Below are 22494 nucleotides of genomic sequence, written 5' to 3'. Positions count from 1 at the left end.
GCCGGTCTGGGGCCTGCGCGGCGTTCTTCGTATCCTGTTCCCTCGTCGTATGACTTTTCTTGAGTCCTGCCCTTTCGGCCCGGGTGGCCCCTCTCGTTCTATTCGTCCTGTTTGTCGTCGTGGTGCGGGAGGTCTTCAGAGTCCGAGACTGACTGCAGCCAGGCCGGGGAAGACGGCGAAGATGACCGTTAGCGGAAGGACTCCGAAAACGAGCGGGACCATCATGCCGATTTCCTTCTTGCCCGCAGACTCCATGAGCTCCCTCTTGGCCGTGTCCCGGACATCCTGCGCTTGCGCCCGGAGAACGTCGGCGAGGGGCGTTCCGCGCTCCACGGCCACGATCATTCCGTCAACGAAACGGACCAGCGGCCCCTGATCGGTCCTGGCCGAGAACTCGTGGAGGGCTTCAACGAGGGGTTTGCCGGACCGCGTTTCGGCGAGGACACGGGCAAATTCCTGCGACAGTTCACCCCGTGCGCTGCGGCAGACCCTGTCCAGCGCACCAGTGGCGCTTTCGCCGGCGCTGACGGCCAGGGCCATGAGTTCGGCGATACTGGGAAACTCCGCCATCATCCGAGTCTCCCGTTTCTTGATGTGCGCGCCCAACAGGTAGTCCCGAAGCAGGAACCCGCCGACGGCGCTTCCCACGACGGCGACAACGGCGACGAACGGGCTGAAGCGGCCGATCGAGCCGGCGAGCGCCACGACGCCGACGGCGAGGACAAAGCCGCCGGCCGCCCAGAGGAGCTGCTCAGCCCGGAAGTCCACTGCTGACTTGGGGCTGCCGGCGCGCGCCAGCCTGCGGTTCAACGCCGTGGCGCCAAGGTTGATGCGGCCCAGGGACCTAACACCGTCGCGGATCGCAGGGCGGAGGATTCGTTCCAGCGGCCCAAACGGGGTGAGATTCCTTGGGGCTGCGCGCAGGAGCCGGGATTCCAGGTTGTGGGTTCTCAATTGCGGGCCGATACGTTCGATAAACGTCGTTGGGCGCATGAAGGGAAGCCGGACGAGGAACAGCCAGAGGCCGGCCCCGAGCACGGCCCCGCACACCGTGGCGCCCGCCATCAGCCCCGTCATCGCAGGACCCGCTGCTCTTCCGGCAGCGCACCGATTCGCAACATGATGGCGTAGGACACCAGGGAGACGGCGAGGCCGCCCAGAAGAACCGCAGCACCGACCGGGGTGTTGTAGGCCATCACGGCCTCAGGACGGCTGGCCAGCAACACCAGGACAATCCAGGGCGCAGCGACGGCCAGGCGGGCGGCGTTGACGGTCCAGGATTGCCTCGCCTCCAGCTCACTCCTGGTCCGGGCACTCTCCCGCAGGAACTCGGCGAGGGTGCCCAGCAGCCGCCCGAGGTCCGAGCCGCCCACCTCCCGGGTGAGCCGGAGGGCCTCGACGATCCGATCCGCCACGGGATCGGCCAGTCGGTCCTTGAGCCGGGTGAGCGAGGGATCAAATTGGCCTCCCGAACGGTAGTCGGAACCGAAGTCCACAAACACGTGTCGAAGCTCCACGGGGCCCTTGTCGCCTAGTTGGATCAGGGCCTCGGGCAGTGACAGGCCCGCCCTGATGGCTGAACGCAGATGATCAACGACGTCGGGCCAGAGCTGGCGGAGGACCGCCGTGCGCTTTCTCGCACGCCACTGGACCATTGCCATCGGCAGCCAGCCGCCAAACAGGCCAAAGCATCCCGAGATCGGCCATGACCCTGTAACTGCGTAGAACGCGAGAGTTGCGAATGCCCCGATTCCAAGGCACGAGGCGAGCAGCCCTGCCGCGCTGACCTTTTCGATGCCCGCAGACCGCAAGAGGTCCTCAAGCCGACTGGTCCGGGACTTGCGCCGAGCGCGCTCAGGCTTTTCCCAGGCGGACCACCAAATCAGCAGGAGACCGGCGCCGCCCAGCATCCCCAGGAGCGGCGCCATCAGCGCTGCTCCAGCAGCGCAGCGACGTCGTACCCGGAGCGGGCAAACTTTTCCGCGGCCGGCATGGAGTTGGCCTTGGGCAGTAGCTGCCCGTCCGAGATCGTGAACACCATGGAAGACTCGATGATCCCGTTTTCCACCCGGCGGCCGAGTGACAGGATCTCCGTGACCTGCCGGCGCCCGCTGGCGTGCCTGCTGCAATGGACCACGAGATCGATGCAGGACGCGACAGTGGGAACTACGAACGCGCTGGAGATGTTGTCGCCGGCGAGCAATGGCAGCGTACAGATTTTTGTCACCGCATCGTGTGCGGAGTTCGCGTGCACGGTGCACATCCCGGGAAGGCCGGAATTCAAAGCAATGAGCATATCCAGGCTCTCGGCCTCCCGGACCTCCCCGACCACCAGCCGGTCCGGCCGCATACGCAAGGCCTCCTTCACGAGCCGCCGCAACGGAATCTCCCCCTGCCCCTCCAGGTTGGGCTGCCGGCACTGAAGACCCACGACGTCGCGGAGCGGCAACTGCAGCTCGAAGATTTCCTCCACCGTGATGACCCGCTCGCGCGTGCCGATGCTCGCGGCGAGGCAATTGAGCATGGTGGTCTTGCCGGCCTGGGTGGCGCCCGAGACGAGGATGTTGAGGCCACTGGCGACGGCCGCACCGAGAAACCTGGCCGCCTGCGGGGTCAGCGTTCCCAGCTCCACCAGGTGCTCCAGCCGGCTGGCTTTGACCACGAACTTGCGGATGTTGATGGCCCAGTGACGCCGGGTAACATCCGGGATCACCACGTGCAGACGGGATCCGTCAGGGATGGCCGCATCCACGAACGGTGAGGACATGTCCAAACGCCGGCCGGAGCTCTTCAGCATCCGTTCCACAAGGTCCCGGACCTGCTGGTCCGTCAGCGACACGGAGGTCAGTTCCGATTCGCCGTTGCGCGCCACATAGATTTCGTTCGGCGCATTGAGCCAGATTTCCTCGATGCCGGGATCGTCCAGAAGTGGCTGGAGCGGACCAAAGCCCGCCACGGCGTCGAAGACGAATCTCCGGGCCGACTCCAACGGACCCAAGGGAGGCAGTGGCGCCAGGAGGGCCCGTTCGTCGTAGTCGCTGACCGCCGCTTCGACCAGGCGCCGGACTTCCCCGGACTGCCGCAGGGGGTCCAGGCCGCGCCGGCGGATCAGTTCGCGGACCTCGTCCTCGACAATGCGTACAGCCTCCATGTGGCCCCCCATATGACTGCCGCCCCTGTGACGAGGCGATGAAATTGGCTTAAACCTAGGCGGCGCTGACCGGCCGGACAAGGGGTGCGGCGGCCCTCTGTGGATAACAGTCGCCGCCGCAATTCAACACCAGCCACACCGGTCACAGCAGGCTCACGGGTCTCACGCCTCCGCCGGGCCGAACCCACCGGTTGCTCAGACTGCGCTTTTGAACCCTGAGCCTCGTGGCCATACGATCGACGGGGGGACAGACTGGCCCCGGCGTCCCAACGCGGTGTTCTGCATGAATCTTCATGGGCAGCATTCCGCCTTGGCGCTCCAACGGCGCAGGACGCGTCTCTCATACCGAAATGGTGCACTGAACCCATGAGCCTTCCCTTGCGCAGAGCGCTGCGGCCCCGCAGGACTGAGCCCATGCAAAGTGAGCCCACGGAAAAGAGGCCCACGCAGACGAAGATCCCCGCACCGGTCCTGCGCTTCGGCGCCATCTTCCTGCTCCTGTCCCTCTTCAGCACCCTGTGGAGCCTCGCTTCGCCCCTGATGTCCTACCCCGACGAACCGGCCCACACCGTCAAGGCCGCCGCAGTGGCACGGGGGCAGTTCCTGGGAACGTCGGGCCAGAACCAGGGCGAACAACTGCTTGTCGTGGTGCCCAAGTACATCGCCGACACCGGATCGCTGACCTGTTTCGCGTTCAAGGTAAACGTCACCGCCGATTGTTCACCCGGGCTAGACGCCGCCGAGCGGCAGCCGACGCCCGGCGGGACATCAGCCGGCAACTACAACCCGCTCTACTACCTCGTGGCGGGCCTGCCCTCCAGGATCCTGAGCGGCGAACCGGCCATCTATGCCATGCGGATCCTCAGCGGCCTGTTGTGCTCGCTGTTCCTGGCCGCCACGCTCTTCGCGACAACGCAGTTCGCCAACCGCCGCTGGCCCGTGGTGGCGGCCGGGATCGCCATTACCCCGATGGTTCTCTACCTCAGCGGGGCGATCAACCCGAATGCGCTGGAGATCGTCACCACGTCCGCGGTGTTCGTCAACCTTTGCCTGGTCCTTGAAAATGCGCGGGACCTGTCCAGGTTCCGGTTCAACATCATTGTTGTTGGGGTCTCCGCCGCCGTCCTGGCCAACACGCGCGCCCTGTCACTGCTGTGGCTTGCTCTGGCGGTCATTGCCGCCCTGCTCATGGTCCCGCTCCGGGACCTGCTTCTGTTGCTCAAGGACAAGCTGGTCCTCGCCATGACGGGCCTGATAGCGCTCGCAACAGCCTGCGGGCTCCTCTGGCTCAAGACTTCCAACACTCTCGCCAGCTTGCTCGGAACACCGAGCACCACCACTCCCGAGCAGGCATTCGGAACCATGCTGGACCGGACCTTCGAGATCGCGGCCTCCTACGTGGCCCAGCTCGGATGGCTGGACACCAACGGCCCCACCGGCGTCTTCTATTGGTGGGCCTGCCTCACCGGAGCACTTATGGTCGCAGCGGTGTCCATCAAACAATGGCGACCCCGGCTGGGATTCATCGTGCTGTTCGCCGCAACCATCGCCATCCCGCCAATTCTCCAGGCGCAGGTGGTCTCGGAGCTGGGCTACATCTGGCAGGGCAGGTATCTTCTGCCCGTGGTAGTCCCGATGCTGCTGGCCGCGGGACTCGCCCTCCGCTTCCACCCGTTTCCGGATTCGCTCTTCGCCACGAGAATCGCGAAATGGGCGATCGGGATCACCGCGGCCGCGCACACCGCAGTTTTCGCCAACGCCCTGCGCAGGTACGGTGTCGGAATCTTCACTGAGGCCAACTGGGGCGACATGTTCGGCGCGGCCAAGTGGGAGCCCCCGCTGGGCTGGCTCCCGCTGACCCTGGCCTATTTGGCAGTGACCTCGCTGGCGGGAGTCCTGCTCTACCGTCAGCTGTCCCCCAGGCAGGCCCGGCTCGAGGAACCGTAGAAGTCCGAGCCAAGCCTGCGCTAGTTGCGGTGGTGGGTACCGCCGGCAGGAGTGGCGGAGGCATCCAGGTCGACGGTGTCGCCCTCGTGCGCCGGCGCGGCCTTGAAGATCCAGTGCTTGTAGAGCAGGAAGTTCCACACTGTCGTGACGACGGTGGAAATCACCTTGCCGAGCGCATAGGACTGGCCGGCATCTGCGATAACGTTGACGATCACGTCTGTAGCCACGACGTTGAACACCACGAGGGCACCGTATTTAAGGAAGCTGACGTGTGCCCGGGCGCCGGACTGGAAGGTGAAATTCTTCTGGACAAAGAAGTTGAAAACCAGGCTGGTGAGGAAGGCGATCGGGGTGGCGATCCACAGATCGACGCCGCCCACCTCATGGAGGAGAGCCAGGAGTCCGAGGTCGATGGCGAAGGAAAGCCCTCCCACCACGAGGAACTTAACCAAGTAGCCGTCGCGCACAATGGTCTTCATGCGGTGAGCCAGGCTCACAGTCCTATCCCCATGATCCGAACAAACCGCCTGTAATCGTTGATATGTCCGGGCATCGTGTTTAGCAAGGACATCCGGCAAGTCTAGACCAGCACCGCCCACCCTGTGGACTGCCCGGCCCTGTGGACTGCCCGGCGGCCTGATCTGAAAACCCCTCGACACGGCGGGACCGGTTAGGGTAATAGGGAACGGTTTTCGGAGGCATTCCGGAACAGGAAGGGATTTTCTTTTGCGCAATCGGTCCACGGGCGGAGCTCTCGCCTGCATTCTGCTGTTAGGAATCGGAGTTACCGGTTGCTCCAGCGGCGCGCCCGTCAGCGAGGTCCGGGGATCACTCACGGCGATCGGCACACCCGTGCAGAAGGACCCGATCGGTGCCTGGAGCAACGCCTGGAGCAAAGATCTCACCGCCACATCGCTGAACTACTCCCCGGACGGATCCAACGTCGGACTGACGGCCCTGGCCACGCGCCAGGCCTACTTCGCAGCCCTCGACGGCCCCCTCAGCCCGGAACAGCAGAACCAGACCAAGGACGTGTGCGGACCGGCCGGGGCTTTTTCCGTTCCCGTTTCCGTGACCTCCATCGGAGTGGCCCTCAACAACCCGAGCCTTCGCAACGTAAAGCTCAGCCGCGAAGTCCTCGCCGGCATCTTCTCCGGCTCCATCACGCGCTGGGACGCGCCTGAAATCGCGGACATCAACCCCGGGACCGCCCTGCCCTCCGACGACATCGCCCCCATCATGGCCACGGAGCCCAGCGTGGAAACCGAGGCGGCCACAAAGTACCTCAGCGCCGACGCCGCGTGGACCTCGGGAGTGTCCGCCACGTGGCCGAAGACCGAGAACGATAACGCCGTCACGGTCAAGAAACACTCCGACCTTGCCGACAAGGTCGACAAGACCCCGGGCGGCATCGCCTTCATGGACCTCGGCTCGATCGGCAGCCGCTTTGAAACCGCGCTGCTCTCCTTCGGCGGCGGTTACGTGCGCATGTCCAAGGACTCGGCCGCTACAGCCGCCCAAGAGGGCAGCACCCGGACCCTGCCCACCGGGGTGGAATTCGCGCTGCCCGAGACAAGCGAGCAAGGCTACGCCCTCGGCGTCGTCGGCTACCAGGCGTTCTGCAGCGAGTATTCGAACCACCAACTCAGCACCCTCGTGAAGTCCTGGGGGGAATTCGTCCTCAGTCCCGACGGCCAGGTCACGTCAGCGTACTTCGCCAATGTCGCCTCACCCAGCGAAGCTGCCATGCGGGAGTCCAAGAAACTGATTGACACGATCGGGGACGCACAGTGATCCACGCAACCGAGGCGGAACAGCCCTCCCCTGCAGGCTCCGCGCCGGGCACCGGAAAGGCGCGGCGGTTCGCACTGTCACCGGCCACCCGCAGCGGCATGGGCATCTTCCTTCCCGTCTTCGGCCTCCTCTCGATCCTTATCACCCTGTGGATCCTGGCCACACCGCTCATGGCCTATCCGGACGAACCCTCGCACACCATCAAGGCGGCCGCTGTCGCCCGGGGGCAGTTCTTCCCGGGCCCCGGCGAATCCTACGGCCACGGAGTCCACGTGCAGGTTCCGTCCTACATCGCCAACGTGCAGTCACAGATGTGCTTCCCCTTCCAGGTGACGAAACCGGCAGGCTGCGCCCCGGCGATCCCCCTCGATGACAACGACCTCACCATCGGTGTGACATCGGCCGGGCTCTACAACCCCTTCTACTACTGGCTCGTCGGGCTGCCCAGCCTCTTCATGTCCGGTGCGCCGGCGATATTCGCCATGCGGATCGTCAGCGGCCTGCTGTCCGCCGCCTTCTACGCCGCCGGCTTTACCGCCTTATCCCGCCTGCGGCACCCCAAGTGGCCGCTCGTCGCGGCGACGATTGGGACGACGCCGATGGTCCTGTTCCTAGCCAGCGGCATCAACCCCAACTCGCTGGAAATCGCTGCGTCCATGGCCGCCTTCTGCGGGCTGGTGTCCGTGCTGGAGAATTCGCGGCACCTTGACCGGGCACGCCCGGACATCCTGACCGTCGGCATCGCGGCCGCGGCACTCGCCAACACCCGGAACGTGTCCCTCCTGTGGCTGCTCTGCGGCGCAATCGTTGCCTGCCTCTTCTTCCGGCGCGCGGACATCGCCGCCATCTTCAGGAACCGGGTGGTGCTGGCGGTGACCGCGCTGACCACCGTGGGAATCGTCCTGGGCGTGGCGTGGAACTTCCTCATGTTCAGGGCGCCGGCCTCCGCCGGTGAAGCCCCGGCCGGGATTTCGAACGTCCAAGGCGAGGTGCGCCCCTACAACGCGTTCCTGACCATGATGGACAAGTCCTTTGACTTTGCCGGCCAGTACATCGGCGTCGCGGGGTGGCTGGATGCCCCCGTTCCGCAGGCCGTCCACATGTTCTGGAACATGTTGCTGTTCGGCCTCATCCTCACGGTGTTGCTGGTCCGGCCCTACCGGCTGCAGGCCGCGTTCTGGGTCGCGGTCGCGTTGCTGGCGGTGGTCCCAGCCGTGGTGCAGGCCGCCCTCATCAACACCGCCGGCTTCATCTGGCAGGGCCGGTACAGCCTGCCGCTGTTCACCATCGCGATCATCTCGGCGGGGCTTGCCATGCGGTTCCGGCCGTTCGGACGGAGCCCGCAGAGCCGAACGATCGCCCGGATCCTGCTGCTGGCCGGCTGCATCGCGCAGACCTACGCGTTCGTGAACGTGCTCCGGCGCTACGTCGTCGGACTCCAGGAAACGGCCAACTGGCAGACGATGTTCACCGTGCCTGGCTGGCAGCCGCCGCTGACCTGGGAGGTCCTCACCCTGGCCTTCGCTGCCGCGGTGCTGCTGTGTGCGTCCAAACTCTTCGGCTACCTTTTCCCGGGCCATGCCCTGCTCCCGAAGGGGCCATGGCTCAGGAGGAAGCGCTCCGGCAAGCGTCCCGCTGCCGCCACGGCGGCCAACTGAACCGCACTCCCCCGGCCTGCACAAAACAACACCAGGCCAGCACCAAAAAAGACCCATCCACGCGAAGCGCGTGAACGGGTCTTTTTTGCCAATCCTCAGTGCTGGGAAACCGATGCCCCCATGTACTGCTTGAGCCGTTCGGAGGACAGCGGCGGGACAAACCCGGTGGCCTTGATCTTCGCCAGCTCGAGGGCGCTGTTCAACGGGCGCGGCGAGACGGCCTTGCCCTTGAAGTACTCCTCCGTGCTCACGCCGGTCACGGCCTCCCGCGGCTTGCCGGCGAGCTCGTAGACGTCCCCGGCGATGTCCGCCCAGGACTGCGGCTCGCCGTCGCTGCTGAGGTTGTAGACACCGTAAGCGGCGCCCGATTCCAGCAGGTGCCGGATGCCGGCGGCAATGTCTTCCGTGAAGCTCAGCCGCCCGATCTGGTCGTCGACAACCGACGGTTCAATGCCGCGCCCCGCGAGCGAGGCCATGGTCCGGACGAAGTTGTTGCCCTCGCCGATCACCCAGCTGGTGCGCACGATGTAGTGCCGGGGCACCACGCTGACGACGGCGTCGCCCGCGGCTTTGGTCTGGCCGTAGACGCCCAGGGGCGCCACCGGCTCCGATTCATCGTGCGTGGCGCGGGCGCCGTCGAACACATAGTCCGAGGACACGTGCACCAGTGTGAGGTCGTGCTCGACGGCGGTGCGGGCCAGCCGGGCCACGGCGGTGACGTTGACCGCCCAGGCGGCGGCACGGCCCTCGGCCGACTCGGCAGCATCCACCGCAGTGTAGGCCGCGGCGTTGATGATGGCCGAGTAGTTCTTCCAGTTGCGTCCGGCGAAGGCGTCCTCGCTGCCGAGGTCCAACTCGTCCCGGCCGGCAAACTCAACGGACGTGTCGCCGTCGTACTGTTGGCGCAGGGCCTTGCCGAGCTGGCCGTTGGCGCCCACCACGAGGACCTTTTTCGGCGGCATCGGGGTGACGTCAGCCAGGCGCGGGTGCGCCTTGTCCTTGTCCGAGAGCTCCGCCTGGCCCAGCGGCACCGGCCAGCTGATGGCCGCCGTCTCGTCGGCGAGGTTCAGGAACGTGTACTGGCCCTGCGCGTCGGCGGACCAGTGGTCGTTGACGAGGTAGGTGTAGGCGGTGTTGTCCTCCAGCGTCTGGAAGGCGTTCCCCACCCCGCGGGGAATGAAGATGGCCTGGCTGGGATCCATCTCGGCGGTGAACACGGCGCCGAACGTCGGGCCTTCGCGCAGGTCCACCCAGGCGCCGAAAATCCTGCCGGTGGCCACGGAGATGAACTTGTCCCACGGCTCGGCATGGATGCCGCGCGTGGTGCCGGCCGATTCGTTGAACGAGATGTTGTTCTGCACCGGATGGAAGTCGGGCAGGCCGAGCGCCACCATCTTTTCCCGCTGCCAGTTCTCCTTGAACCAGCCCCGGTTGTCGCCGTGGACCGGAAGGTCGTAGAGGACGACGCCGGGAATCGGGGTTTCGTGCGCTGTGAGCTTCTTCGAGAACTCGATCGTCATTATCTACTGGCCCTGTTCCTTGTACTTGGCTTCCGTCGCGGCCTTCTGCGGACGCCACCAGTCCTCGTTGTTCCGGTACCAGGCGATGGTGTCTTCAATGCCGGCCTCGAAGTTGGAGAACTGCGGCTCCCAGCCGAGTTCGTCGCGAAGCTTGGCGGAGTCGATCGCGTACCGCATGTCGTGCCCGGGCCGGTCCACCACGTGGTCGTAGGCGTCCGGCGCCTGGCCCATGTGCTTGAGGATCAGTTCGACGACGTCCTTGTTGTTCTTCTCGCCGTCGGCGCCGATCAGGTAGGTCTCCCCGATCCGGCCCTTGGCGATGATCGCCAGGACGGCGGACGAGTGGTCATTGGCGTGGATCCAGTCCCGGACGTTCTCGCCCTTGCCATACAGCTTGGGGCGGATGCCGTCGATCACGTTGGTGATCTGGCGCGGGATGAACTTCTCCACGTGCTGGTACGGGCCGTAGTTGTTCGAGCAGTTGCTGATGGTCGCCTGCAGGCCAAAGGACCGCACCCAGGCGCGGACCAGGAGGTCCGAGCCCGCCTTGGTGGAGGAATACGGGCTGGAGGGGTTGTACGGTGTGCTCTCGGTGAACCGTTCCGGGTCATCGAGCTCGAGGTCGCCGTAAACCTCGTCGGTGGAGATGTGGTGGAACCGCTTGTTGTGCTTCCGCGCGGCCTCGATCAGGGTGTACGTCCCGATGATGTTCGTGTCCAGGAACGGTCGCGGATCGTGCAGCGAGTTGTCGTTGTGGGATTCCGCCGCGTAGTGGACCACCACATCCGTTGCGGCAACCAGGCTCTCAACCACAGCGGCGTCGCAGATGTCGCCCTGCACCAGCGTAAAGCGGTCTGCAGGCAGGTCCGCCAGCGACTCTATATTGCCCGCGTAGGTGAGCTTGTCGAGGACAGTGACGTGGTGGTCTGTGTTCTCCAGTACGTAGTGGACAAAATTGGAACCGATGAATCCGGCACCGCCGGTGACGAGGAGTTTCTGCATTAGGCCAGCTTACCGGCTGCCTCATTTCCCCCTCGCCGGGGCGGCACACCAGCCGCAACACTGGCCACAGTAGTAACAGTGATGGCAATTGGGTACTCTTTACGCACATACGGGGGTGATCCTGGCCTCTGTCCAGATCCTCCGGAGTAATGGTGAAGACTATCAAAATCCACAAACTACGGACCGCCGCTGCACTCTGCCTTCCTCTCGCGCTGGCGCTGACCTGGGCCAGTCCTGCCGCTGCGGCACCGGCGCCCAGCCCCTCGCCCGCCACCACCAAGGCCCCTGCGCCCACCGCATCGGCGGCTGCGGCGACACCCAAACCGACGGCGACGGCGGTTACCAGCGCCGCCCCGATAAAGGCGACCGCGCCGGCCAGCACCCCGGCGACCGCGGCGGCGCCGGCAACGGCGACCCCGTCAGCCCGTGCGCAGGCCGCCATCACGCCGGTGTCCGCGCCGGAACAGGGCCAGGCGAGAATGGGCCGGGCGGGCCTCAATCCGGCCTCGACCTCCGCCGCCATGGCCACGACGCAGCAGGTCCCGGTGGCCCAGGCCACCGAGCCCTGGGTGGCAGAGCAGCCCTTCGCCACACGCGGGCAGCCTCTGGGCCTGGACGTCAGCGGCTGGCAAGGCACCGTCAACTGGTCTTCCGTGCGCGCCAACGGCGCCCGCTTCGCGTACGTCAAGGCCACGGAGGGCACCACCTTCCGGAACAGCGAATTCGGGGCGCAGTACACCGGTGCGCGTTCCGTCGGCCTGCTCCGCGGCGCCTACCATTTTGGCCGCCCCGATGTCTCCGACGGCGCCGCCCAGGCCCGGTTCTTCGTCAACAACGGCGGCGGCTGGTCCCCGGACGGCGTCACGATGCCCCCGGTCCTCGACATCGAGGACAACCCCTACGCCGGCCTCAACCGCTGCTACGGTGCCACGCCCGGGCAGCTGGCCACCTGGGTCAGGGACTTCACCCGGACCGTGTACCGGATGACCAACAAACAGGCCATGATCTACACCAGCTACTACTTCTGGCGCGACTGCCTGGGCAACACCAGCGAATTCAGCAAGGTCAACCCGCTGTGGCTGGCCTCCTACTACACCAACGGACCGTCCGTGCCCGGCGGTTGGCCCACCTACACGGTCTGGCAGTACGCCAACGCCTTTGCGGACGCGTCCCAGACCGTCAGGGCCACGTTCCCCGGCGACCAGAACGTCTTCAACGGCTCGATGGACCAGCTGCGGAAACTCGCTTCCACGCCTGACACCTACCCAATCGGCCTCATTCCCGGCGCCACCCTGCTCAGCGGCAAATGGGCAGGCGACGGCAAGTCCTACACCGGCTGGTTCAAGGACGGATACTGGTGCCTGCAGATGCCCTCGGCCCCGCGGCGCTGCTTCGGTTACGGAAGCCCGGGCGACAAACCCGTCGTCGGAGACTGGAACGGTAACGGCCGGGCCGGGATCGGCATCTTCCGGAACGGCATGTGGTGGCTCGTGGACGACATCAACACCAGGGCCATCACGAAGGTCGTCGGCTTCGGCGTCGGATCCGACACCCCAATCGTTGGCGACTGGAACGGCTCCGGCCGCGACGGGATCGGCATCTGGCGCAACTCCAGCTTCCAGGTCAGCTACAACATCAGCAATCCGGTGGTCAATGAGTACAGCGGCTTCGGGATTCCCTCCGATACGCCGATCGTCGGCGACTGGGACGGCGACGGAAGGACCAGCATCGGCGTGTGGCGCAAGGGCGAGTGGTGGCTCAGCAACCGCATCAAGTCCCCCGTTGTGTCCAACTTCATCGCCTTCGGGATCGGCACCGACCGACCCATCACCGGCGACTGGAACGGGGACCGGCTGACCACCGTCGGCATTGTGCGCGGCAACAACTGGCAGCTGACCAACAGCCTCGCCAAACGGACAGTGGACATCTCCTACTTCTAGGAACAGCGGATGGGGGTTTCCCGCTCAGGACGCCGCGCGGAGCCTCCGGCGGGCCTCGATCATGAGGCGCAGGAGGACCACCCGGGCGGCCAGGATCACGCGGAGCGAACGCCAGCCGCGCGGGGTGGCATTGCTCTCGTGCAGCCTTCGCCGCAGGGTCGAGGCGTCCAGGTGGCCGATCGAGCCGGCCGTGTTGCCCAGGATCGCCAGCCAGAGGTCGTGGGACTCGCGCAGGTACGCGGGCACCGGGACGAAGCTGCCGAGGACTTCACGGCGGAAGGCCATCCCGCAGCCGTAGTACGCGCGGTAGCCCACCAGGATGCCCCAGAGATTGGCCCGGTGGCGGCCGCTGTCGGCCGCGCGGAGCCGGGGAATCCGGGGACGGTCACCGCCGCCGAGCACATCGAAGTTGCTGGCCACGACGGCGTGCGTCGCCAGTGCGTCCAGCATGGCGTCCAGCCGTCCCTCGATCCAGACATCATCCTGGTCCGCCAGGAAGATCGCGGCGCCGCGGCTGGCCCGCACGGCCTGCTCAAAGGAGCGGACGTACCCCTGGTTGGCGGCGGCCTCGATCAGGCGGATCCGGGGGTCGCCGTGCTCCCTGATCCGCGCCACCGTGTCATCTTTTGAAGCATCGTCCACGATCACGATCTCGTCGTCCGGGCCCAGCTGGGCCAGGATCGAGGCGAGCTGCTCCGCCACGAACTCCGCGCCGTTGTACGTTGCCATGCAGATGCTGGCCCGGAGCGGAACGTCGGGCAACAGGTTCTGATCGTTCATCTGCACCATCCTAGGGGACCGCGGGCAGCGCCTTGGCATCCCGTAGGATCGAGGGACGATGTCTAAGAAACAAGGATTCCGGCTCGAATGAGAACCGTACTGCTGCGCCTTTCAGGGTTCACCATTTTGCCCCTGCTGTCCTTGATCACTCCGCTCCTCCTCATCCCCGTCATCTCGGGCTTCGTCGGCGGCGAAGGAATCTCCAGCGTCATCTCCGGGCAGGCGATCGGCACCTTTGCCGCCACCGTGCTGATGTGGGGCTGGAACGTGGACGGGCCGGTCGCCGTCGCCCGGGCAGCCAGCAGTTCGGACCGGGCCGGCGTCTACCTGCGCAGCATCCGGACCAGGCTCATCCTGCTGGTCCTGACCCTGCCCGCCGCCGCAGCTGTCGCCGCGATCGTGGCCGTTCCCGCGTTCCGGTGGGAAGCCGTGGCCATGACCTGCGCGGTCGCCATCGCCGGGATGTCGCCGTCGTGGTTCTGCATCGGCCTGGGCCAGCCCCGGCTGCTGGCCGTCTACGACACCGTCCCCCGCTTTGTCGCCACCGCGCTGGCGGTCCCCGTACTGCTGATCAGCCACCAAATGTGGTACTACACGGGCCTGCTGGCAGCAACGACCCTGGCCTCCCTCATCGTGTTTCACCGGACCTACTCCCCCGGAGGAAACTGGTGGCCCCGCGATCTCCGCGGCGCCGTCCGCGAACTGGGGGCCCAGGGCCGGACGGCGGGCATCAGCCTTGCCGGCAATGCCTATGCCTCCACGCCCGCCCCGATTGCGACCGCCACCACCGCGCCGGCGGCATCGGGCAGCCTGGCGACGGCGGACACGCTGTACCGCTTCGGCCTGTTCACCGTGGTGGCCCTCGGCAACGCCTTCCAGGGCTGGACCCTGGAACACGGAGCGTCCGGCCGCAAGAAGCGCCACCTGGCGGCCATTTGGTCCCATATCGGGCTCGGCGTGATAGGCGCGGCCGTCCTGACGGTCGCCGGACCGTTTGTCAGCAGCCTCCTTTTTGCCGGGCAGGCCCAGGCCACCACCCAGTTGTGCCTTTACTACGGGCTCGCCTTCCTCTTCCTGAGCGCCAGCACCCCGTTCATCCGCAATCTGCTCATCCCGGCCGGCCAACAGGGCCTTGTGCTTCGCTGGACGCTGATTTCGGCCGTGTTCGGGGTCGCGGCCATGATCTATGCCGGGTCCATGGGGAATGCCCCGGGCATCGCCCTGGGCATGGCCCTCAGCGAAGCCATCCTGTTCGTGACCTTGCTGATCCCGGGGTCGAAACTGCTCGCCACAGAAAGCAAGGAAACCGTTGACGCCGAATGATCCATCCCCGACCGTCGCCGCCGTCGTCGCCGCCTACCGCCCGGACCCATCCCTGACCGACACGGTGCGGGCCCTCCAGCAGCAGGTGGGCCACGTCGTCGTCGTGGACGACGGATCGCCCGCCGGGTCCCAAGCCGTACTGGCGGCCCTCGCCGAGGCCGGCGCCCTGGTGGTCCGTCAGCAGCAGAATTCCGGGATCGCGGCCGCGCTGAATGCCGGCGTGGCGGCGGCGCGGGCACACTGGAACCCGGACTTCTTCCTGACACTGGACCAGGACTCCCGTCCCACCGGCGAGTACGTCCGGCGGGGCCTGGCCACCTACGCGCAAGCCAGTGCCGCCGGTGTCGGCGTCGGATTCGTGACGGCCGCCTCATACAGCGGACACCCGATCCCCGTGCTGCACGCCGACGGCCCATTCGTTCACGCCTTCGATCCGATGCAGTCCGGTTTCCTCATCCCGCGCTCCACGGTCGCCAGGATGGGCCCCTTCGAGGAGGCCCTGTTCATCGACGGCGTCGACTCCGAATTCACCATGCGCACGCGTGCGGCCGGGCTCGCCGTACTGGTGGGCGAAGGCTGTGACATCGCCCACGACCTGGGGCAGCGCGAACCCGGCCGGCTCTTCGGCCGGCCGTTGAAGGTGCTGGGCCGGGAAATTTCCTACAATTACCATTCCCCGAGCCGGGTCTACTACATCTGCCGGAACGGGACGCTGCTGACCCTTCGCTACCTGCGTAAATATCCGGGCTGGGTGCTGCGCCGCCTCGTTGAAGAGACGAAGGCCCACGTCCTTCGCTTTACCTTCAGTCCCGGCCGCGGCAAGCTCCTGCGCGCCGCCGCCGCGGGGTTCGCGGACGCTTTCCGGGGCTCCACGGGGCGCATTCCGGCGGAGCTCGAGCGGCGCCTGCGCTGACGCCGGGGGCGCCCGACGCCGCCCGGGCGGCCCGCGCCAGCGAGGACCCTGCACTGAATTGATATAGTTTGGACGATATGAAAGCCCAACCCTCCCCGCGCGTCCTGGTGATCATGCCTGCCTGGAACGAAGGCGCCGTAGTTGGCAGCACCGTGCGTGAAGTCCTCCGCACCAATGCCCGCTACGACGTGCTGGTCGTCAACGACGGCTCCACGGACTCGACGGCGGACGAGGCAGCAGCGGCCGGCGCGACCGTCCTGAACCTGCCCTTCAACCTCGGCGTCGGCGGCGCCATGCGGGCCGGCTTCAAGTACGCCCAACGTCTCGGCTACGTCCAGGTAATCCAGGTGGACTCCGACGGCCAGCACGATCCCCGGAACATCGACGAAGTCCTCGCGGGCCTTCAGCACGCGGATATCTCGATCGGCGCCCGCTTCGCCGACCGCGGCGAATACAGGGTCACCGGCCCCCGCAAGTGGGCCATGCAACTGTTGGCCAAAGTCATTTCGGGCCTGGCCAAGACACGCCTGACGGACGTCACCAGCGGCTTCCGGGCCGCCAACGAGCGCGCCGTCGCCCAGTACCTCGACCACTACCCCGCCGAATACCTGGGCGACACGATCGACTCCCTCGTCGTGGCCATCCGCTCAGGCTGCACGGTCACCCAGGTACCCGTGGAGATGCGGGCACGCCAGGGCGGGAAGCCCAGCCACAACCCCGTCAAGGCCGCCATCTACCTCGGAAGGTCCGTGTTCGCCCTGCTCTTCGCCCTCACCCGGAAACCCACACGACTGGCCACCGTGGCCGCTGAACCGGCAGGAGCCTAGGGATGGGAAATATCGCCGCCTTCCTGCTGGCGCTCGCCATCGTTGCCCTGGTCATCGAAATGCTCCGGCGCAAAAAGCTCCGGGAGAAGTACGCCGTCCTCTGGCTGATCGTCGGCGTCGCCACCCTGGTACTCGCGGCCTTCCCCCGGCTGCTGAACATCGTCGCCGAATATGTCGGTGTCCAGATCCCGTCCAACCTGCTGTTTGCCATGAGCATCCTCATGCTGCTGGGCGTCTGCCTGCACCTGTCGTGGGAAATCTCCGTCGTGGAGGACGAAACCAGGACCCTGGCAGAGGAGGTGGCCATCCTGCGCACCCAGCTCGAGTCCCTGGAGCAGCACCGCCACCTGTCTGCGCTGGACACGGCCCGCCCCGATCCGGTCGCGACTCCCCTTCCGGCCCCCCACCCGAGTCACCTCCCTGATTCCCGCCCGAATCCCCTCCCTGATTCCCACCTGAATCCCCTTCCAGGGGCGGCCGCACCCGCCGGCATGCACACCACCGACCGCCCCGCTGACAGCTCGGATTCCTAAGATGCCCCTCGATATTTTCATTCCTTACTGGGGCGACCCCGGCTATATGAAGGAAACGGTCCGCAGTGTCCTGGCCCAGGAAAACGGCGATTGGCTCCTGACTGTGGTTGACGACGCCTACCCCGGAACGGAAATTTCCGAGTACATGGCCGGGATCCAGGACGCCCGTGTCCGCTACATCCGCAAGGACGTCAACGCGGGCATCACGGAGAACTACCGTACGTGTGTGGGGATGGCCAGCCAGGAAGTCATGGTCATCCTGGGCTGCGACGACGTCCTGCTGCCGAACTACGTTGACGTGATTCTTGCCGCCCACCGGCGCTTCCCCGACGCAGCGATCATCCAGCCGGGGGTGCATGTCATCGACGAACGAAGCCAGGTGGTGGCCACGCTCGCGGACTCCGTCAAGCAGAAGATCGTCCGGCCGCGCGGCCGCGGCAAGCAGCTCATCGCCGGCGAGGCCATCGCCAGCAATCTGATGCACGGGGACTGGCTGTACTGGCCCTCCCTGGCCTTCCGGACCGACAAGATCCGCGAAGTGGATTTCCGGGACGGGTTCCCGATCATCCAGGACCTCGCCCTCATCATGGACATGATCTACAAGGGCGACCAGCTGCTGATCGAGCCCACGGTGTGCTTCCAGTACCGCCGGCACTCCAACAGCGCCTCCTCAACCAAGCTCGTTGACGGTTCACGGTTCGCCGGTGAACGCGAATACTTCGCCCTGTCCGCGGCGCAGGCCGACGCGCTCGGCTGGCGCCGGGCAAAGCGCGCCGCAAATCTGAGGCTTACGTCCCGGGCGCACGCGCTCTCCCTGCTTCCGCAGGCCGTCCTGGACCGCAACTCCACAGCCGTCAGCGCACTCGTGCGCCATTCCTTCGGCAAGTAAACGCCCCGCAACGAAAGGTCCGCTGTGACTTCTTCTGAAACCTCCGCACGCCCCGGCGGAACTGTCCTTGTCACCGGCGGCGCCGGTTTCATCGGCTGCGCCATTTCCGCGTCCCTCGCTGACGCGTTCGACCGGGTCGTCGTGGTGGACAGCCTCCACCCGCAGATCCATGCCACGGGCGAGCGTCCGGCGGAGCTGGACGGGCGGGCGGAACTGATCGTCGCAGACGTCGCCGAGGCCCAGACCTGGGACACGGTCCTGGCGCAGCACTCCCCCGACGTCGTCATCCACCTGGCCGCTGAGACCGGAACGGGCCAGTCGCTTGAAGAGTCCACCCGGCACACGCACGTCAACGTGGTGGGCACGTCCCAGCTCCTGGACGGGCTCAACCGCCACGGCAAGCTCCCGCGCAGGATCGTCCTGTCCTCCAGCCGCGCCGTGTACGGTGAGGGCGCCTGGAGCGACAGTGACGGCAAGCCTTTCTACCCGGGCCAGCGCACCAGCGCCACCCTGGACCAGGCCCAGTGGGACTTCCCCGCCGCCACCCCGCTGCCGATGAAGGCCTCCGCAACGTTCCCCGCCCCCGTGAGCGTCTACGGCGCCACCAAGCTGGCCCAGGAACACGTCCTGCAGGCCTGGGCCAAGTCCTACGGCGTCGAGACCGTCATCCTGCGGCTGCAGAACGTGTACGGTCCCGGCCAGTCGCTGATCAACCCCTACACCGGCATCATGAGCCTGTTCTGCCGCATGGCGATGGGCGGAAAGTCGATTCCGCTGTACGAGGACGGCGAAGTGCGCCGCGACTTCATCCTGATCGACGACGTCGCCTCCGCGATAGTCGCCGGCGCCGTCTCCCCCACGGTCCAGGGCGAGCCCATGGACATCGGATCCGGTGAATTCCAGACCATCGGCACTGCGGCGAAACTCATCGCGGCGCACTACAACGCCCCCGAACCCCACGTCACCGGACAGTACCGGCAGGGCGACGTCCGGCACGCGTGGGCGGACATCTCGGCCGCGAAGGACGTGCTCGGGTGGACCCCGCAGTACAACCTCGCTCAGGGCATCGACCGCCTCGCCAACTGGATCGACGCCCAGCCCGACGTCCAGCCTGCCTGACCCGGACGGACCCCCAGTGCCTCAGACTGCCGCCGTCGTTTCGCTGTTTAACCCCGACGACGGCGTGCTGGCGAACGCCGCTGCCCTGCTCGCCCAGGTTGACTCCGTGGTGGTGGTCGACGACGGCAGCCCCGAGGACACCGCACGGATCCTGGCCGAACTGGAGTCCATGGGCTGCAAAGCAGTGCGGCTCACGGAGAACTCCGGAATCGCGGCCGCGCTCAACGCCGGAATCACCGCGGCCCTGGCTGCGGAGACGAAACCCAACTATGTCCTGACAATGGACCAGGATTCGCTGCTGGACGCCGGCTACGTCGACGCGCTCCTGGCCGCCGCGGCGGCCGCCGCGGAAGCCGGCGTCCCCGTCGGCATGGTCGCCCCGGCCTCGGTCCGGGGCCTGCCCGTGCGCCGCGGCCCGGTCCTCAACGGCATCCAGCTCGGAGGGGAGCCCATCCAGTCAGGACTCCTGGTGCCCGTGCCGGTGCTTGAACGGCTCGGCCTCTTCCAGGGCACGCTGTTCATCGACGGCGTGGACAGCGAGTTCTTCCTCCGGTGCGAGACCCAGGGACTGCGCACCGTGCTGGCCCCGAACGCCGCGCTCAATCACGCCCTCGGCAGCCCGGCCGCAGCCAACGTCTTTGGCCGGGACGTGTCCGTCGGAGGCCGGCCGCTGAAGGTCAGGACGGCCGCCGACTGGCGCTACTACTATCTCTTCAGGAACCGGATCCTGCTCGCCCGCCAGTATGGCCGGCGCTTCCCGCTGTGGACGCTCAAGGGACTGCTGGCCGACTACCGCCACCTGGCGATTGTCACGCTGCTGGCCCCCGGCCGCGGCATTCGGCTGGCGAACGCCCTCCGCGGCGTTGCCGACGGCGTCCGTGGCGTCTCGGGACGGCGCGCGCGGCGCTAGCTGTACTGCGCCGGGAGAGTGGGACTCCGGCGTGAGACCCCGGCGGTAGCCCGCGGCGCTAACCCGCGTTCTTGGCCCGCCGCATGATCGGGCGCTCCACGAAGAACCAACTCGCCGCAGCCAGCGGGATTGTGCACAGCGTGGCCGCCACCGTGAACCACCACACGCCCCAGTGGTACGCCCCGAAGACCGCCAGCAACTGCTGGACGGGAAACGCATAGATGTAGGCGCCGTAGGAGATGTCGTGGCGGCCCACAATGGCCGGCTGGGGAAGCCAGGTGGAGATCCAGAGCAGCCCGTAGGCAATAAAGGGTGCGGCGAGCTGGCCGCCGAAGCCGTCCACGAAGAAGATCGACAGGCCAGCCAGCACGATCGAGACCGGCCCGGCCACCTTGTGGATGCCGATCTTGCTGCTGAGAACCTGCACGACGGCGCCGCCAAGGAAGTACGGGGTCAGGCGTGCGGCGAGCTCGAAATCCAGGTTCGACTGCAGGTAGGGCTTGATGACGCCGATATTGGCCCAGAGGACCACGCTGGCGATGAACGCGGCAATCACGGGCCACGGGGTCTTGCGGACCAAGGGCATGAACCCCATCACGGCGACCATCAGGTAGCACATGAACTCAAAGTAGAGCGTCCACAGTGAGCCGTTCCAGGCGCCCGGATAGGGCACGCCTGCCGGGGTGCCGGCAATGTCATAGCTGACAATCCGCAGGGACAGGTTCGCGAAGATGGAGTTCAGGGGTGTGGTGGCCGTCTGCAGGAAACCGTGCAGCGAGCCGTGTTGGATCACGTAGGCAATCGGGGCGAAGACGAACGCCATGACGATCAGGCAGACGATAAACGCCGGGAAGATGCGGGCGACGCGATGAACCAGGTACCGGCCGATCCCGCTGCCAAAGCGGCTGGCGGTAATCAGGTAACCGCTGATGCCAAAGAATCCGGCCACGGCCCAGCCGCCAAGGTTTTCACCGCGGAACCCCCAGCCGTTGCCGGCGCCGACGACGTGCCAGCTATGCGCCAGCAGGACCGAAAACGCCAGTATCAGCCGGATGAGGTTCAGGCTGTTCTTCCTCGGGTCCAGCCGGCTCCCCACTGCCGGAGCCGGCTTTGCTTTGGGTGTCAGTACAGCTGCGCTCAATCCCGGTATCCTTCGTTGCGTAGTCCAGACCCGTTACTTAGTCCAGACCCGTTATTCTACCTTGCACGGGCCCTGCACCCCCGGCGCAGGGTGCCCGGCCCAGCTGTCGCGTGCGCCCAATCCGGCTCCGAGTTTGCTGTGACCGGCTAAGGTACGGGAGGATTGGGCCCATGCGTGGAATAATTCTGGCCGGCGGTACCGGCTCCCGGCTTCACCCGATCACTCTCGGCATCAGCAAGCAGCTGGTCCCCGTGTATGACAAGCCGATGATCTACTACCCCTTGTCCACGCTGATCCTTGCGGGCATCCGGGACATCCTCATCATCACCACACCCCATGACGCGGAGCAGTTCCAGCGGCTCCTGGGCGACGGGTCCAAGTTCGGCGTCAACCTCACCTACGTCCAGCAGCCCTCGCCGGACGGCCTGGCCCAGGCGTTCGTGCTCGGTGCCGAGCACATCGGGAACGAGACCGTGGCGCTGGTCCTCGGTGACAACATCTTCTACGGCCAGGGCATGGGCACGCAGCTGCGCAAGCATGCCGACATCGACGGCGGTGCCGTGTTCGGGTACTGGGTCCGGGATCCCAAGGCCTACGGCGTCGTGGAATTCGACGACGACGGCAAGGCCCTCTCACTCGAAGAGAAGCCCGCGAAGCCGCGCAGCCACTACGCCGTGCCGGGCCTGTACTTCTATGACAATGACGTCATCGACATCGCCAAGAACCTCAAGCCCTCTGCGCGCGGTGAACTGGAGATCACCGATGTCAACCGGACCTACCTGGAGCGCGGCAAGCTGCAGGTAGAGATACTTCCGCGCGGCACGGCCTGGCTGGACACCGGAACCTTCGACGACCTCAGCGACGCCTCAAACTTCATCCGCACTGTCGAGCACCGCCAAGGCCTTAAGGTCGGCGCCCCGGAGGAAATTTCCTGGCGGCTGGGCTTCCTGACCGACGACGAACTTCGCCAGCGTGCGGAACCCTTGGTCAAGAGCGGCTACGGTGCCTATCTGCTGGGACTGCTGGACCAGACCATCTGACGTGCCC

20 protein-coding genes are annotated in these 22494 nt (G+C 66.3%); 12 read left to right on the top strand and 8 right to left on the bottom strand.

What is annotated here, in order from left to right; genetic code table 11:
- Window positions 1-135: 135 nt before the first annotated feature.
- From MRBLAR12_RS11010 to MRBLAR12_RS11000, 3 genes are read right to left on the bottom strand one after another with little or no spacing between them, the layout of a single operon-like run.
- Window positions 136-1077, bottom strand: a complete 942-nt coding sequence (locus MRBLAR12_RS11010) for a type II secretion system F family protein (protein ID WP_229994924.1) — start codon at window positions 1075-1077, stop codon at window positions 136-138.
- Entirely contained in the window at window positions 1074-1928 is an 855-nt protein-coding gene (locus MRBLAR12_RS11005) for a type II secretion system F family protein (RefSeq protein WP_364745902.1), read from the bottom strand. Before MRBLAR12_RS11005 ends, MRBLAR12_RS11010 begins: the two co-directional genes overlap by 4 nt.
- Window positions 1928-3151: a CpaF family protein gene (locus MRBLAR12_RS11000; protein WP_229994922.1), complete on the bottom strand. Its 1224-nt coding sequence runs from the start codon at window positions 3149-3151 to the stop codon at window positions 1928-1930. Before MRBLAR12_RS11000 ends, MRBLAR12_RS11005 begins: the two co-directional genes overlap by 1 nt.
- A 414-nt stretch (window positions 3152-3565) precedes the next feature.
- Here MRBLAR12_RS11000 and MRBLAR12_RS10995 point away from each other — a divergent pair, with 414 nt between their 5' ends.
- Complete coding sequence (locus MRBLAR12_RS10995) at window positions 3566-5098, top strand: DUF2142 domain-containing protein (protein ID WP_364745899.1); 1533 nt, start codon at window positions 3566-3568, stop codon at window positions 5096-5098.
- A 20-nt stretch (window positions 5099-5118) separates the two neighbouring features.
- Here MRBLAR12_RS10995 and MRBLAR12_RS10990 read toward each other — a convergent pair whose 3' ends face one another.
- Entirely contained in the window at window positions 5119-5577 is a 459-nt protein-coding gene (locus tag MRBLAR12_RS10990; RefSeq protein ID WP_364745896.1) for a GtrA family protein, read from the bottom strand.
- Window positions 5578-5824: 247 nt separating this feature from the next.
- On the opposite strand from MRBLAR12_RS10990, the gene MRBLAR12_RS10985 reads away from it, so the two are divergent.
- Window positions 5825-6892, top strand: a complete 1068-nt coding sequence (locus MRBLAR12_RS10985) for a substrate-binding domain-containing protein (protein ID WP_364745894.1) — start codon at window positions 5825-5827, stop codon at window positions 6890-6892.
- On the top strand, window positions 6889-8550 hold the full coding sequence (locus MRBLAR12_RS10980) for a DUF2142 domain-containing protein (RefSeq protein ID WP_364745891.1): 1662 nt from the start codon (window positions 6889-6891) through the stop codon (window positions 8548-8550). The genes MRBLAR12_RS10985 and MRBLAR12_RS10980 overlap by 4 nt, the downstream gene beginning before the upstream one ends.
- A gap of 95 nt (window positions 8551-8645) precedes the next feature.
- Here the strand turns inward: MRBLAR12_RS10980 and MRBLAR12_RS10975 are convergent, their stop codons facing one another.
- Entirely contained in the window at window positions 8646-10070 is a 1425-nt protein-coding gene (locus tag MRBLAR12_RS10975) for a bifunctional dTDP-4-dehydrorhamnose 3,5-epimerase family protein/NAD(P)-dependent oxidoreductase (protein ID WP_364745888.1), read from the bottom strand.
- A gap of 3 nt (window positions 10071-10073) precedes the next feature.
- Entirely contained in the window at window positions 10074-11072 is a 999-nt protein-coding gene (gene rfbB, locus MRBLAR12_RS10970; protein WP_229994916.1) for a dTDP-glucose 4,6-dehydratase, read from the bottom strand.
- Window positions 11073-11221: 149 nt separating this feature from the next.
- Here rfbB and MRBLAR12_RS10965 point away from each other — a divergent pair, with 149 nt between their 5' ends.
- On the top strand, window positions 11222-13012 hold the full coding sequence (locus tag MRBLAR12_RS10965) for a GH25 family lysozyme (protein ID WP_364745885.1): 1791 nt from the start codon (window positions 11222-11224) through the stop codon (window positions 13010-13012).
- A gap of 24 nt (window positions 13013-13036) precedes the next feature.
- Here MRBLAR12_RS10965 and MRBLAR12_RS10960 read toward each other — a convergent pair whose 3' ends face one another.
- Window positions 13037-13792: a glycosyltransferase gene (locus MRBLAR12_RS10960; RefSeq protein ID WP_229994914.1), complete on the bottom strand. Its 756-nt coding sequence runs from the start codon at window positions 13790-13792 to the stop codon at window positions 13037-13039.
- Between the two features lie 87 nt (window positions 13793-13879).
- Between MRBLAR12_RS10960 and MRBLAR12_RS10955 the strand changes: the two genes are divergently transcribed.
- The 7 genes from MRBLAR12_RS10955 (at window position 13880) to MRBLAR12_RS10925 (ending at window position 20306) form a co-directional block, all read left to right on the top strand.
- Window positions 13880-15115 (top strand): polysaccharide biosynthesis protein, encoded by a 1236-nt coding sequence (locus MRBLAR12_RS10955; protein ID WP_229994913.1) that lies wholly within the window; start codon window positions 13880-13882, stop codon window positions 15113-15115.
- Window positions 15102-16028 carry a glycosyltransferase gene (locus tag MRBLAR12_RS10950; protein ID WP_364745881.1) on the top strand — a complete coding sequence of 309 codons (927 nt, stop codon included), beginning with the start codon at window positions 15102-15104 and terminating at the stop codon, window positions 16026-16028. The genes MRBLAR12_RS10955 and MRBLAR12_RS10950 overlap by 14 nt, the downstream gene beginning before the upstream one ends.
- A 77-nt stretch (window positions 16029-16105) precedes the next feature.
- Complete coding sequence (locus tag MRBLAR12_RS10945) at window positions 16106-16855, top strand: glycosyltransferase family 2 protein (RefSeq protein ID WP_229994911.1); 750 nt, start codon at window positions 16106-16108, stop codon at window positions 16853-16855.
- A gap of 2 nt (window positions 16856-16857) precedes the next feature.
- Complete coding sequence (locus MRBLAR12_RS10940; RefSeq protein WP_364745878.1) at window positions 16858-17388, top strand: DUF2304 domain-containing protein; 531 nt, start codon at window positions 16858-16860, stop codon at window positions 17386-17388.
- 1 nt (window position 17389) lies between these two features.
- A complete protein-coding gene (locus MRBLAR12_RS10935) occupies window positions 17390-18277 on the top strand; it encodes a glycosyltransferase family 2 protein (protein WP_364745876.1) in 888 nt (295 codons plus the stop codon).
- A gap of 24 nt (window positions 18278-18301) precedes the next feature.
- Window positions 18302-19396, top strand: a complete 1095-nt coding sequence (locus tag MRBLAR12_RS10930; RefSeq protein WP_229993145.1) for an NAD-dependent epimerase/dehydratase family protein — start codon at window positions 18302-18304, stop codon at window positions 19394-19396.
- A 16-nt stretch (window positions 19397-19412) separates the two neighbouring features.
- Entirely contained in the window at window positions 19413-20306 is an 894-nt protein-coding gene (locus MRBLAR12_RS10925; protein ID WP_364745873.1) for a glycosyltransferase, read from the top strand.
- Between the two features lie 58 nt (window positions 20307-20364).
- On the opposite strand, the gene MRBLAR12_RS10920 is transcribed toward MRBLAR12_RS10925, so the two are convergent.
- Complete coding sequence (locus MRBLAR12_RS10920) at window positions 20365-21447, bottom strand: acyltransferase family protein (RefSeq protein WP_229993147.1); 1083 nt, start codon at window positions 21445-21447, stop codon at window positions 20365-20367.
- A 170-nt stretch (window positions 21448-21617) separates the two neighbouring features.
- Between MRBLAR12_RS10920 and rfbA the strand changes: the two genes are divergently transcribed.
- On the top strand, window positions 21618-22487 hold the full coding sequence (rfbA, locus tag MRBLAR12_RS10915) for a glucose-1-phosphate thymidylyltransferase RfbA (protein WP_229993148.1): 870 nt from the start codon (window positions 21618-21620) through the stop codon (window positions 22485-22487).
- Window positions 22488-22494 lie beyond the last annotated feature (7 nt).

Source organism: Arthrobacter sp. LAR12-1-1.1 (genome assembly GCF_040676555.1).
Lineage (GTDB): Bacteria > Actinomycetota > Actinomycetes > Actinomycetales > Micrococcaceae > Arthrobacter.
The sequence above is the reverse complement of the archived record's forward strand: the minus strand, read 5'-3'. Positions and strand labels throughout refer to the sequence as shown.

Coding starts and splice junctions, on each gene's coding strand:
- MRBLAR12_RS11010 (WP_229994924.1), bottom strand. CDS start 1,077: ATGACGGGGCTGATGGCGGGCGCCACGGTGTGCGGGGCCGTGCTCGGG.
- MRBLAR12_RS11005 (WP_364745902.1), bottom strand. CDS start 1,928: ATGGCGCCGCTCCTGGGGATGCTGGGCGGCGCCGGTCTCCTGCTGATT.
- MRBLAR12_RS11000 (WP_229994922.1), bottom strand. CDS start 3,151: ATGGAGGCTGTACGCATTGTCGAGGACGAGGTCCGCGAACTGATCCGC.
- MRBLAR12_RS10995 (WP_364745899.1), top strand. CDS start 3,566: ATGCAAAGTGAGCCCACGGAAAAGAGGCCCACGCAGACGAAGATCCCC.
- MRBLAR12_RS10990 (WP_364745896.1), bottom strand. CDS start 5,577: ATGAAGACCATTGTGCGCGACGGCTACTTGGTTAAGTTCCTCGTGGTG.
- MRBLAR12_RS10975 (WP_364745888.1), bottom strand. CDS start 10,070: ATGACGATCGAGTTCTCGAAGAAGCTCACAGCGCACGAAACCCCGATT.
- rfbB (WP_229994916.1), bottom strand. CDS start 11,072: ATGCAGAAACTCCTCGTCACCGGCGGTGCCGGATTCATCGGTTCCAAT.
- MRBLAR12_RS10965 (WP_364745885.1), top strand. CDS start 11,222: ATGGTGAAGACTATCAAAATCCACAAACTACGGACCGCCGCTGCACTC.
- MRBLAR12_RS10960 (WP_229994914.1), bottom strand. CDS start 13,792: ATGAACGATCAGAACCTGTTGCCCGACGTTCCGCTCCGGGCCAGCATC.
- MRBLAR12_RS10955 (WP_229994913.1), top strand. CDS start 13,880: ATGAGAACCGTACTGCTGCGCCTTTCAGGGTTCACCATTTTGCCCCTG.
- MRBLAR12_RS10945 (WP_229994911.1), top strand. CDS start 16,106: ATGAAAGCCCAACCCTCCCCGCGCGTCCTGGTGATCATGCCTGCCTGG.
- MRBLAR12_RS10940 (WP_364745878.1), top strand. CDS start 16,858: ATGGGAAATATCGCCGCCTTCCTGCTGGCGCTCGCCATCGTTGCCCTG.
- MRBLAR12_RS10935 (WP_364745876.1), top strand. CDS start 17,390: ATGCCCCTCGATATTTTCATTCCTTACTGGGGCGACCCCGGCTATATG.
- rfbA (WP_229993148.1), top strand. CDS start 21,618: ATGCGTGGAATAATTCTGGCCGGCGGTACCGGCTCCCGGCTTCACCCG.